The sequence below is a fragment of the Actinobacillus porcinus genome (assembly GCF_901764995.1).
In the GTDB taxonomy this organism is placed as follows: domain Bacteria; phylum Pseudomonadota; class Gammaproteobacteria; order Enterobacterales; family Pasteurellaceae; genus Exercitatus; species Exercitatus porcinus.
Genome location: NZ_CABFKI010000001.1, coordinates 286,591 through 298,595, shown reverse-complemented (window position 1 = coordinate 298,595; position 12,005 = coordinate 286,591). Strand labels below are relative to the sequence as shown.

Below are 12,005 nucleotides of genomic sequence, written 5' to 3'. Positions count from 1 at the left end.
CATTTCGTTCACATGCGCCCACATAACTATGTAACAAAAGCACATTATCGCGAATGTTTTGGGGCGAAATATCTTTCGCCCCAAACCGTTGACAAACCCTATACGAGCCGTATAGGGTTACTTAATCTGAGCCGCTCTGCGGCTCTTTTTTCAGCCCCAGCGGGGCTGGGCTTAATGAACCTAGCACGGCTCGTGCTAGGTTATTGCTCAAATATAACCTTTGTCAGCAATCTGGGGCGAAAGATATTTCGCCCGTACATAAATTTTCCTAAAATTAACTTTTGTGCAAGTGCTACATAATACCGGCTTTTCCTACATAGTGATGGGGAAACCATACCCTGCCATTAACCAACCCCAATTTTCATCTGTAAAGCTAATCCCCATACGTTCCACTTCTTTTAAAAATGAGCGTTTTAAACGTTCAAGATTGCCCTGTTTCCAAGAATTGCCCGATTTTTCACCGCACTTGTCGAAATCCAAGAGCCAAACTTTTTGCTCGTTATTATGCTGTTGCACCAAAATATTATGGGCGTTTAAATCCGTGTGGCAGATGCCTAAATCGTGCATTTTTCGGATCATATTGCCAATGGCTTGCCAGCTCGCTTTAGGTAAGGTTTCCTGTTGCAAAAGCGCGGTTAAATCGCGGGCATTTTCCACTTTTTCCGTTAAAATATCCGCACGATAGCCACAAAACCCTGTTTTTTCTACTTTTGCCGCAATGGGTTTAGGCACATTTAACCCCGCTTGATACAAGCGTTCAAGCAAACGAAATTCGGCAAAACTTCGTGTTTGTTCAAGGGTAGAAAAATAATAACGATCCCGATTTAATTTGCCGTATAAACCGCCACGATAATAATGGCGCAATGCGGTATTGACCCCAAACAGATCTTGCGATTGAATAAACCACGTGGTGCCTCGCCCTTTTGCTGAGCCTAAAATACGATGTTGTGCTTGCCAAAAGTCCGGCGAAAAGAACCGCACTTGATCAGCGTTAGGTTCGTCAAAATTAAATAAGTAAAAACAATTTTTCTCTTGGATTTGTAGCATTTTTTCTATCCTTTCTAGCGTACAACGGCATTCTACTCTAAAATACCGCCAATCCGCAAAATTAGGAATTCAAAATGACAGCTTTATTTACTCCCCAAAATCCCCCGAAATCCCTTTGTATCCTGCGCCTATCTGCCATTGGTGATGTGACCCATGCCTTGGCTGTGGTGCAGGAAATTCAGCGTTTTTACCCTGAATGTCAGATTACGTGGATTGTAGGCAAAGCAGAATTTGGGCTTTTATCGGCGGTCACAGAGTTGAATTTGGTGCCTTACGATAAAAAAGCAGGATTGAAAGGCATGTTGGCGTTATGGAAACAGCTTTCCAATCAACATTTTGATGCGTTGTTAAATATGCAAACTGCCGTGCGCGCCTCTTTGCTTTCTTTGGGGATTAAAGCGAAATATAAAATTGGTTTTGGCGAAAAACGCGCTCGCGAAGGGCAAGCTTTTTTTGTCAATCAACGAGTTCAAGATCCCGAAAATCCCCACGTAATGGACGGTTTTATGGCTTTTGCGGAAAAAATTGGGGTCCCTGCGTTTATCCCTAAATGGTCGCTCAAGTTACCTGAAAATATTCAACAAAAATTAAATTTACCAAATCAATATGTGGTGATTTCCCCTTGTTCAAGCAAAGCGGAAAAAGATTGGGTGTTAGAACGCTACGCCGAAGTGGCAACCCGGTTAAATGCACAAGGGCATAATGTGGTGCTTTGTGGTTCCCCTGCGCCACGAGAAATGGAAATTTGCCAAAAAATCACCGCACTTTGTCCGTTTGAAGTGATCAACTTATGCGGCAAAACCCGTTTAGACGAGCTTTGTGCAGTAATCAAAAACGCAAACTTAGTCATCGCGCCAGATAGCGGCCCGGCGCACATTGCCACCATGGTCGGCACGCCTGTTATCGGACTTTACGCCTATCACAACCCTTGGCGCACAGGCCCTTACCACAATCTCAACAACGTGGTTTCCGTGTATGAACAAAATGCGTTAAAAGAGTTTGGCAAACCGTCTTCGGCATTGCCTTGGGCAACGAAACTCAAAGGCAAAAATTTAATGGCGCAAATTGAAGTCAAAGCGGTATTAGCACAAATTTCGCTTATTTTGCCATCCATTAAGTAATTCCCATTTCTCTCAATTTGCGTTATCCTTAGTCGGCTTACCCTGCTTGCAGCTCTGAGTTTAAATATGGCAAGTTTGCTTATTTAGAGGACAACTTATGAAAAAACTTTTCTTAGCGACCGCACTTTCTGCTGTCGCCGCTTTTGCTCAAGGGCAAATCGTACCAAATCCTAATACCACCACACATACTTACGAATTTACCCAAACTTATGATATTCAAGTGCCAAAAGGCTCAGTGGGGGAAACGAAATTATGGGCCCCATTACCCTTTAGCAACGACTACCAAACGGTTAAATCTGTTGAATTTGAAGGCAATTACCAACAAGCCTATATCACAGAAAATAATCAATATGGCGCAAGCACGTTATATGCCACTTGGGATAAAGATGCGTCAAAACGTGATTTAAAAATCAAACTTGTTGTGGAAACAAAAGATCGTGAACCGATGAAACAAGGGTTATTGAACAACTATCAAGCTCCCGAAAAAATTGAATACAGCGTTGATGTTGAGCAATATTTAAAACCCTCACAACATATAAAAATTGACGGTATCGTGAAACAATATGCGGACAAAATCGTGGGTGATGAAAAAAATCCACTGAAAAAAGCCGAACGTATTCATCACTGGATTGTAAATAATATGGAACGCGATAATTCAGTGTTGGGTTGCGGTGATGGTGATGTGGAAAAAATCTTAACCACTGGTGTATTAAAAGGAAAATGCACAGATATTAACTCTGTCTTTGTGGCATTGGCACGGGCATCAGGTATTCCTGCACGCGAAGTTTTCGGTATTCGTTTAGGTCAAGCCATTAAAATGGGGGAATATTCAAAATCCGCCTTTGGTGGCGCAAAAGATAAGATTGCGAATGAAAATGGCGGACAACATTGCCGCGCTGAATTTTATTTAGCAGGCTTCGGCTGGGTTCCTGTGGATTCTGCGGATGTGGCAAAATATCGTTTAACCGAGAAAAAAACGGTAAATGATGAAGGAACGAAAGCGGTTTCCGATTATCTATTTGGTAACTGGGAAGGCAACTGGATGGGCTTTAACCACGCACGCGATTTTAACCTATACCCAATGCCTGAACTCGCCCCAATCAATAACTTTGGCTATCCATACGCGGAAATAGGCGGCGATCCATTAAACTCTTATGATGCAAAAGAATTCGGCTATGAGTTCATCTCAAAAGAACAGTAATCGTACCTTTTGGGCAATGTGTACCACGGCAGTCAGCGCTGCCGTGGCTTCCACATTATGCTGCATTGCTCCTTTAATTTATCTTACTTTTGGCGTTTCCAGCTCTTGGCTGGTGAGTTTAAATGAGCTGGCGTTTTTGCAAATCCCTATGCTGATCATTTCTTTGGGAGCATTTGGCTATGGTTTTTGGTTGTTAAATTTCTCCAATAAAATTATCTGCACCCGATATTTTTCTCGCCGAACATTACAAATTTTGTATTGGTTAATGGCAATCGTCATGCTATTTTTCTTAACCTATCCCTATGTTTTACCTTATTTATTGGAATTGCCAGAATGAAAAAACTCCTAATTTTTTTGACCGCGCTTTTATTCTCTGTGACCACATTCAGCGCGGAACGTAATGTGACATTACGCATTGATGAAATGTATTGCCAACTTTGTGTTTATTTGGTGAATAAAGAATTGCGAGCTATTGATGGTGTCCTTTCGACTAAAGCCAACTTCAATACGCGATTAGTGAAAGTCGTTGCTGATGAAAAGGTGAGCGATGAAATGCTGATCAACGCCATTGATAAATTACATTATCACGCCATTGTTCAGCATTAAATTCCTAAAATTTTGACCGCACTTAGTTGACTGCATTTTTTGTGCCGTGTTGAACGGTCAATATTTTAAAACTCCGGCGGACATTCAAAGGTCATTTTTTCCCCTGTTATCGGGTGTTTAATGGTTAAACTTTCCGCATGTAAACATAATCGTGGCGACATGGCTTTGGCTTGGGGATGAGCGTAAAACTTGTCTCCGAGAATAGGGCTCCCCAGTGCTAGCATATGCAAACGCAATTGGTGCGAACGCCCTGTAATCGGGGTTAATTTCACGCGAGTGCTATTATTCGGTAGGCGTTCTAACACGTCATATTCCGTGACAGCACGTTTGCCAACAATGTAATCAATCCGCTGGCGTGGGCGGTTTTCCCAATCACAAATCAAAGGCATATTCACCACGCCGCGATCCTGTTGTAACCAACCCCACACAATGGCTTGATAATGTTTTTCCGTTTCACGTTCGCGAAATTGACGTTTTAGCTCGCTGTCTGCGGCTTTGCTCATGGCAAATAACAAAATCCCACTGGTTGCCATATCTAAACGATGAGCAGGTTCACAAAAGCCGTATTTTTCTTTCACGCGGCTCATGGCACTGTCGTAATATTGCGGTTGATTGCCCGGAACAGACAACAAACCGCTGGGTTTATTTACCACGAGAATATGATTATCGTGATAAACCACATCAAGATAGGGTTCTAAAGGGGGATGGTATTCAATGAGTGCCATAATAAGAATGATCTAGAATAAAAAAACCGGGGCGTAGTTTATACGAAGCCCAGTTCTTTTGCATTATTTTCTCTTAACGTAATACCAAAATCGGCTTATTACAGTTACGTGCAACTTTTACGGTGTTTGAGCTTAAGCCTTTGGCGTGCGGCTGACTGCTGGCAAGCATAACAATTAAATCTACCGCTTTTTCTTCCGCTAAACGATTAATTTCTTCATAAATCGTACCGTGTGCAACGATATGTTGAACTTTTGCGTTTTCAGGAAAAGTCGCTTTTGTAAATTCGTGCAAGGTTCGATTAGCCTCTTCAATCAACGATTTATCAAAATTTTTCGGCAAAAATGCAGAAATAAAACTGTCATCCATCGGCTCTAAAATCGTGACCACACGATAAACAGCGTCAGGATTATTCGCTGTTAGCTTCAAACAAGTATCCACCACATATTTCGCACTTTCTAAGTTGCTTAAATCAATCGCAATTAACAATTTGTTGTACATACTAAACTCCATTTTATCAACCTAGGAATAGGTTTAGCCTAGACCTAGGATGATCTCTTATTTATGACGGCGACGTTGGTTCCAAGCAATACCAAAAATCATTAATAATGCCGGAATAAACATTAACTCTTTTGGTAAAGACACTTTTGGCAAAGAAACGTCTAACAAGGTTTGATCCCAGTTTAAGCCCGCTTTTGCTGCCGGTGAATCCAACTCAACGTTATCAATGATAATTTTGGCGGTTTCCTTGCCGTTGATCTCAATTTTGTCACCGGTATCCAATAAGGTTAAGCCAAGCGCATTTAAACGTGCTTCGCTGCTTTCGCCTTCCGGCACTTCAAGTTGTGAATAAAATTCAACCGGTTTGCCGTAAGGATTGATGCCTGCAACTTTAAGCATTAATTTTTGCCCAACAGGTGTATGAGCAATTTCTTGAGCAAAATGAACCGGCTCAATGCTATAGGCCGTCGGTGAAATACGATCCATCACAAAACCCGGGCGGAATAATAAGAAAGCAGCCAAAATAAGCACCGCACTTTCCCACCATTTATTCTTAGCAAAGAACCAACCCATTGTGGCGGCAGTAAACGCGAATATACCAATAATCGCCGTAATGAAGACTAAAATACCTTTTGCCCAACCCACATCAATCAGCAATAAATCTGTATTGAAAATGAACAAAAACGGTAAAATCGCCGTTCTTAGGCTGTAATAGAAGGCATCAACACCTGTACGAATCGGACTTCCGCCTGAAATAGCCGCCGCCGCAAAAGAAGCCAGCCCAACCGGCGGCGTGACATCAGCCATAATACCGAAATAGAAAACAAATAAATGCACAGCGATAAGCGGAACGATTAAACCGTTTTGTTTACCCACTTCGATAATGACTAACGCCATTAATGAGGAAACCACAATATAGTTTGCGGTGGTCGGCAATCCCATACCAAGAATAAGGCTGAAGATTGCCACTAAAATGAGCATTAATAAAATATTGCCCATCGAAAGCATTTCAATGATGCTGGCAAGTTGTACGCCAAACCCTGTTAAAGACACAGAGCCCACAATAATACCGGCGGTAGCGGTTGCAATACCGATCCCAATCATATTGCGCGCACCGGTTTCTAACCCTTCCACTAACTCGTGCAAACCTTGTTTAGCAAGGGATAATTTACTGGTGGATTCAGCGCGGAAAAAACTCAATAATGGACGTTGGGTAATTAAAATTGCCCCTAACACAAGGGTTCCCCAAAAAGCAGAAAGCCCCGGCGACATACGTTCAATCATCAAGCACCACATTAACACCACAACCGGTAATAAATAATGTAAGCCCGCATTGACTGTTGGTTTCACTGAAGGCAGCGTGGCAATTTCTTTTTCAGGATCATCGGGTTCGAGATCGGGAAATGTGGCTACACGGCGAATTAAGAGCAAATACACCGCACTTAATAGTGCTAACACAATAAAAAAGGCATAATTCGGCGCAACGTTTTTAATCCAGCCCAAGCTTAATTCCAAGGCAAAATATAATAAACAAATCGCCAAGAAAGTAGCCAAAGCGCGCATTAACGTCACCAAAATCGGGTTAGCCGGATCCGTTCTCGGTAAGCCTTTTAACCCCATTTTGCAGGCTTCAAGGTGAACAATATACACCAATGCAATGTAGGAAATGAACGCCGGTAAAAAAGCGTGAGTAATTAATTGGCTATAAGGCATATTGACATATTCAATCATCAAAAATGCCGCAGCCCCCATAACCGGTGGCATAATTTGCCCGTTAACCGAAGAAGCAACTTCAATCGCACCGGCTTTTTCCGGACTTAATCCCACGCGTTTCATCATTGGAATAGTAAACGTGCCGGTGGTCACGACATTGGCAATGGAAGAGCCTGACACCAATCCTGTTAATGCGGAAGAAACCACAGCCGCTTTGCCCGGCCCGCCTTTTAAATGCCCTAAATAGGCAAACGCGGTTTTGATAAAGTAGTTACCTGCGCCGGCTTTGTCTAGTAATGCGCCAAATAATACAAAAAGGAAAACATATTTTGTGGAAACGCCTAAAGCAACACCAAAGACGCCTTCTGTGGTAATCCATTGCTGATTAACAATTTGTGCCAAAGAACCGGAACGATGGCTGATGATCCAATCGGCCGGTAAAAATTGCCCAAAGTAATTATAGAGCAAGAACACCAGTGCAATAATAACCAAAGGTAGACCTAGGCTACGACGCGTAGCTTCCAGTAACAGCAAAATGCCCACGCAACCGGCAATAATATCTTGCAAATTCGGCGCGCCAAATCGCGTGACTAATCCTTCATAAAAGAACAGATAATACGCACCGAGAAATGCCCCTAAAAAAGCAAAAATCCAATCTTGTAAAGGAATACGGTGTTTGGGTGAAAAGGCGAAAGCCGGAAAGGAAAGATAGGCTAAAAATAAAGCAAACGCTAAATGAATTGACCGCGCTTTGGTATCATCAACGACCACATTGAGATCAATATTGGCGCGCGTCAAGACTTCTTGTAACCAAAAGGATAGCGGCGAAGTGTAATAAAGTTGAAAAACAGACCACAAGATCGCAGTGACGACAATCAGCTTCTTCGCAAAGCCGCTTGGTGTTCGTCCACCGGCATCATTAGACGCCACCATATCTTGCAGATCGTCATAATCCATCGTTTTTGATTGTGCTGACATAAGGCTCCCGAGTTCTTCAAAATAACAAGAAAAACCACCGCACTTTGAGAAATCTGCCCCAAAAGTGCGGTGAAATTTAACGGTATTTATTTAATCCAACCGCGTTCTTTGTAATAACGAACTGCCCCTTCGTGCAATGGTGCTGAAAGTGCGTTTTTGATCATCTCTTCTTCTTTTAAGTTTGCAAAAGCAGGGTGCAAACGTTTAAAACGATCGAAATTATCAAACACGGCTTTAACCACAGCATAAACTTTATCCGCGTCAACATCGGCTGAAGTCACAAGCGTTGCATAAACACCAAAGGTTTCCACCGGTTTATCAGAGCCTTTGTATAAACCACCTGGAATAGTCGCTTTAGCATAATAACTATGATCAGCCACTAACTTATCAATTTCAGGGCCTGTAACCGGTACTAAATGAGCATTACAAGATGCGGCTGCTTCTTTTAACGCGCCATTTGGATGCCCTACGTTGTATGTAATTGCGTCTAAATTGTTATCACACATGACAGACGCCATTTCTGCCGGCTTCAATTCAGACGCGACTTTAAAGTCTTTATCTGTCCATTTTTTAGCGGCTAAAATCACATTCATTGTCGCACGCGTACCGGAACCGGGATCGCCAACATTCACACGTTTGCCTTTTAAATCATCAAAGGAATTAATACCGGAATCATCACGCGCCATCACAGTAAACGGCTCCGGATGCAAAGAGAACACCGCACGAATTTTGTCATTTTTCTTATTTTCAAATGAACTGGAACCATTATAGGCATGATATTGCCAGTCAGACTGCGCAATCCCCATATCTTGCTCTTTGGCGGCGATAGCATTTAAGTTCGCCACCGAAGCACCTGTAGATGGCGCGTTACATTTAATGTGGGTTTTCGGTGTATCGCGATTCACCAATTGGCAAATAGACTGCCCAACCACATAATACACGCCGGTTTGACCGCCTGTCCCAATGGTGATGAATTTATCTTCTGCGGCTTGTGCACTGAACGCGCTTAACGCCACGCCTGCAATCACGGAAAGTTTAAGCATCTTTTTCATGGTATTTTCTCCTTGTGCATAATTCGGATTTTTTTATGTTGTGCACTCGATTAAACGAGTGCTTTACATATACAAGATTATGCAACCGTTTGCAATAGGAAAATACATCAAGGGTTATTTGTCACCAACACCCGCAAACTATCTAAACGCCACGTTGCTTTATTTAATTCCACTTGCGACTGCTCAGCAATAACTTCAAGTGTTTCAATTTCATCCTGACGAATATTTTTATTCACACTTTTCAAGGCATTTAACCGCGCCAATTCATTATCTAACACAAAGCTTGCTTGGCGTTTGGCTTGTGCAATGATCTCACGCGCCTGTTCTGCCATTTGGCTTTCTGCTTGTTTCAATAATGCTTCAATATTTGACCGCACTTTTTTCACCACCTGCGTTGCCAAGGTTTTACCCAGCGGTTTAAGCTGTTTTTCCACCACATTAAAGGCGACTTTTTCCGCTAAATTATTGCCTTTAACATCCAACAATAAGCGCACAGGCGTTGGTGGCAAGAAACGATTAAGTTGCAACGCTTTTGGCGATTGGGTTTCCACCACATAAATCAACTCAAGCAATAAGGTGCCTGCCGGCAAATTTTTATTCATCAGCATACACACAGCGGTTTTGCCAATATCGCCGGATAACACCAAATCAATACCGTTGTTTAACATCGGATGATCCCAGGTTAAAAATTCCACATCTTCGCGCGCAAGGGCAAGGGCGCGATCAAAAGTAATGGTCACCCCTTCTTCTTTTAACCCCGGAAAATCAGGCACTAACATCGTTCCTGTTGGCGTGATCACGATGGATTTTTCCCCTAAATCATCCTGTTCCACCCCAATAATATCCAATAAATTCAAGGTGAAATTCACTAATTCCGGATTTCCGTCTTCTTTCGCAATGGCATTTGCCAAGGCTTCTGCCACTTCGCCACCGTTGGAATTTAACTCTAATAAACGATCTCGTCCTTTTTCAAGCGCCGTTTTCAGTTGCTGACGTTGCTTCACCGTCTCTTTGACAAAAAGCTCAAAATCCTCAAGTGCGGTCGGTTTTTGTAAAAATTCTTGCAATTTTTCACCGCACTTTTCAAACAACGCCATCCCCATTGGGCAAGTTTCTTCAAAGGCATTTAACCCTTGATGATACCAATCTGCCAGTACCGCTTGCGCCGTTTGGCTAAAACTTGGCACATAAATTTGAATATCGCGTGCCTGTCCAATACGGTCTAAACGCCCGATGCATTGTTCCAATAAATCCGGGTTATCAGGCAAATTAAACAGCACCAAATTCGCCGCAAATTGGAAATTTCGCCCTTCAGAACCGATGCTTGAGCTTAACAGCACCTGTGCCCCTTGTTCGCTGTCCGCAAAATAAGCCGCGGCGCGATCTCGTTCCACAATGGACATCTTTTCGTGGAAAACCGCAGCACGAATCCCTTCTTTTTCGCGTAATGCCTGTTCTAACTGGATGGCTGTTGTGGCGTAACGACAAATCACCAACACTTTTTCTTGGCGATGCAGTTTTAAGAAATCCGCCAGCCATTCCACGCGCGGATCAAATTCCCACCATTTTGCTTCAGGGTTGAGTTGCTGGAAAATTTGTTCAGGATAGAAAAGATCCTGCGTTTTTAACTCGCCCAACATCGACAACACATTGATGGCATTCTGATATTGCTTCGGCAAGGCAACATTCACCTGATGATAAACGCGATGCGGAAAACCTTTCACCCCTTGGCGCGTATTTCTAAATAGCACGCGGCTTGTGCCGTGGCGGTCAATTAAGCTACTGATCAATTCTTGACGCACCGCGGCTTTTTCTTCTTCATTTTGGCTATCCAACACTTTCAGCAACGGCTCTACATCTTGCTCTTCCAACAAATCAGAAATCGCGTTTTTTTCCACCGCACTTAACGCCTTATGGGACAGCAAGGTTTGCACCGCATTCGCGACAGGCTGATAGTTTTTTTGCTCCGCTACAAAGGCGTCATAATCATAAAAACGATCCGCATCCAATAATTTTAAGCGTGCGAAATGGCTTTCTTGCCCCAGTTGCTCTGGTGTGGCGGTCAATAACAACACGGATGGAATTTGCGCACTTAAGCGCGCCACTAAGGTGTATTCCACGCTCGCTTCAGTTGGCGACCAAGCCAAATGATGGGCTTCATCCACAATCAGCATATCAAATTGCGCCGCCAACGCTTGTTCGCCACGCTGCGGATTGTCCACCAACCAATTGAGCGAACAAATAATCAAATTTTCGCTTTCAAAAGGATTGCGCGCTTCGCTGTCTTCCGTAGGTGCAAAATCTGCCGCACGTTCTTCGTCAAACAGCGAAAAATGCAAATTGAAACGGCGCAGCATTTCAACTAACCATTGATGTTGCAAGGTTTCCGGCACAATAATCAGCACTCGATCCGCGCGTCCGGCAAAAATTTGCTGTTGCAAAATCATACCGGCTTCAATGGTTTTCCCAAGCCCCACTTCATCTGCTAACAAAACGCGCGGATGAATACGGCGACCGGCTTCGTTAGCAATATGCAATTGGTGTGGAATTAGTCCCGCACGAATACCGCGCAACCCACGTAACGGCGATTGAAATTGTGCCTGTTGATGTTGTAACGCACGATAACGCAGCGCAAAGCGATCGCTACGATCAATTTGAGCGGTAAACAAACGATCTTGTGGCTTGCTGAAGGTAATTTGATGGGCAAGCTCAATTTCTTTCATCACGCACTCTTCGCCATTATCCAAACGTTTAACCAAATAAAGTGCGGTTAAATTATTCATCATTTTGTCAACCACTTGCGCTTTCCAGCCTTCCACATGCGTTACCGTATCTTGCACTGAAAACAGCACGCGAGTTAATGGTGCTTCGCTCATTGAATACATCCGTGTTTCATCGGCGGCGGGGAAATAAATTTGCACCACGCGCGCGTTCACTTCAGTAATTATCCCCAATCCTAATTCATTTTCACTATGGCTAATCCAACGTTGCCCAACTGCATATTCCACGTTATTTTCTCTCCGCTAACCTACTCAAAAGCGCGCTATTCTACCGATTTCCGGC

General features: G+C 43.2%; 10 protein-coding genes. 4 read left to right on the top strand and 6 right to left on the bottom strand.

Annotated elements, in window-relative coordinates:
• Positions 1-312: 312 nt before the first annotated feature.
• Entirely contained in the window at positions 313-1,047 is a 735-nt protein-coding gene (locus E7T07_RS01360) for a 3-deoxy-D-manno-octulosonic acid kinase (RefSeq protein WP_135709136.1), read from the bottom strand.
• Between the two features lie 74 nt (positions 1,048-1,121).
• Between E7T07_RS01360 and E7T07_RS01355 the strand changes: the two genes are divergently transcribed.
• The 4 genes from E7T07_RS01355 to E7T07_RS01340 all read left to right on the top strand — a co-directional run bounded on the left by E7T07_RS01355 (position 1,122) and on the right by E7T07_RS01340 (position 3,975).
• On the top strand, positions 1,122-2,168 hold the full coding sequence (locus E7T07_RS01355; protein WP_135709135.1) for a glycosyltransferase family 9 protein: 1,047 nt from the start codon (positions 1,122-1,124) through the stop codon (positions 2,166-2,168).
• 97 nt (positions 2,169-2,265) lie between these two features.
• Positions 2,266-3,369, top strand: a complete 1,104-nt coding sequence (locus E7T07_RS01350; protein WP_135709134.1) for a transglutaminase-like domain-containing protein — start codon at positions 2,266-2,268, stop codon at positions 3,367-3,369.
• A complete protein-coding gene (locus tag E7T07_RS01345; RefSeq protein ID WP_135709133.1) occupies positions 3,344-3,706 on the top strand; it encodes a mercuric transporter MerT family protein in 363 nt (120 codons plus the stop codon). The genes E7T07_RS01350 and E7T07_RS01345 overlap by 26 nt, the downstream gene beginning before the upstream one ends.
• Positions 3,703-3,975, top strand: a complete 273-nt coding sequence (locus tag E7T07_RS01340) for a heavy-metal-associated domain-containing protein (protein WP_135709132.1) — start codon at positions 3,703-3,705, stop codon at positions 3,973-3,975. Before E7T07_RS01345 ends, E7T07_RS01340 begins: the two co-directional genes overlap by 4 nt.
• A gap of 65 nt (positions 3,976-4,040) precedes the next feature.
• On the opposite strand, the gene rluA is transcribed toward E7T07_RS01340, so the two are convergent.
• From rluA to rapA, 5 genes are all read right to left on the bottom strand, one after another.
• A complete protein-coding gene (gene rluA, locus E7T07_RS01335) occupies positions 4,041-4,700 on the bottom strand; it encodes a bifunctional tRNA pseudouridine(32) synthase/23S rRNA pseudouridine(746) synthase RluA (protein ID WP_135709131.1) in 660 nt (219 codons plus the stop codon).
• Between the two features lie 73 nt (positions 4,701-4,773).
• Complete coding sequence (locus E7T07_RS01330; protein WP_135709130.1) at positions 4,774-5,199, bottom strand: universal stress protein; 426 nt, start codon at positions 5,197-5,199, stop codon at positions 4,774-4,776.
• Positions 5,200-5,256: 57 nt separating this feature from the next.
• The gene (locus E7T07_RS01325) at positions 5,257-7,890 is read right to left on the bottom strand and encodes a TRAP transporter fused permease subunit (RefSeq protein WP_135709129.1); all 2,634 of its coding nucleotides are present in this window, start codon (positions 7,888-7,890) and stop codon (positions 5,257-5,259) included.
• 86 nt (positions 7,891-7,976) lie between these two features.
• The gene (locus E7T07_RS01320; protein ID WP_135709128.1) at positions 7,977-8,942 is read right to left on the bottom strand and encodes a TAXI family TRAP transporter solute-binding subunit; all 966 of its coding nucleotides are present in this window, start codon (positions 8,940-8,942) and stop codon (positions 7,977-7,979) included.
• Positions 8,943-9,049: 107 nt separating this feature from the next.
• Positions 9,050-11,950, bottom strand: coding sequence for an RNA polymerase-associated protein RapA (gene rapA, locus E7T07_RS01315; RefSeq protein ID WP_135709127.1), 2,901 nt, complete (start codon positions 11,948-11,950; stop codon positions 9,050-9,052).
• Between the last annotated feature and the right edge of the window lie 55 nt (positions 11,951-12,005).